At 60.8% G+C, this 296-nt stretch carries 1 protein-coding gene; it reads right to left on the reverse strand.

Annotated elements, in window-relative coordinates; all coding sequences use genetic code 11:
• Positions 1-296, reverse strand: a 296-nt coding sequence (locus EN804_RS36330) for a type IV secretory system conjugative DNA transfer family protein (RefSeq protein ID WP_135922420.1), incomplete at both ends; no start/stop codon positions are given.

The raw sequence follows: 296 nt of genomic DNA on the forward strand, positions 1-296 counted from the left end.
GCAAACTCATCGAGCAGATAGAGAACGGGTGCCGCCGGCTTTGTCGGATCACGGGCCATTTCGAGCAGGCTTTGCGAGACAAGCAGGCGCAGCCAGCGCGAATAGGTCGAGAGGCGATCAGGCGGAAGAACGAGGAACACCGTCACGTTGCTGCGCTTGAGATCGGCAAACCGGAAATCCGAGCGACTGAGGACAGCCGTCATCCGCGGTGAATCAAGAAAATGCGTATGGCGCTGGGCGGCCGACAGAACGCCTGCGGCTTCGCGATCGGATTTTCCGAGGTGGCGGTTTGCGGC

The sequence above is a fragment of the Mesorhizobium sp. M8A.F.Ca.ET.161.01.1.1 genome, assembly GCF_004792105.1.
In the GTDB taxonomy this organism is placed as follows: Bacteria; Pseudomonadota; Alphaproteobacteria; order Rhizobiales; family Rhizobiaceae; genus Mesorhizobium.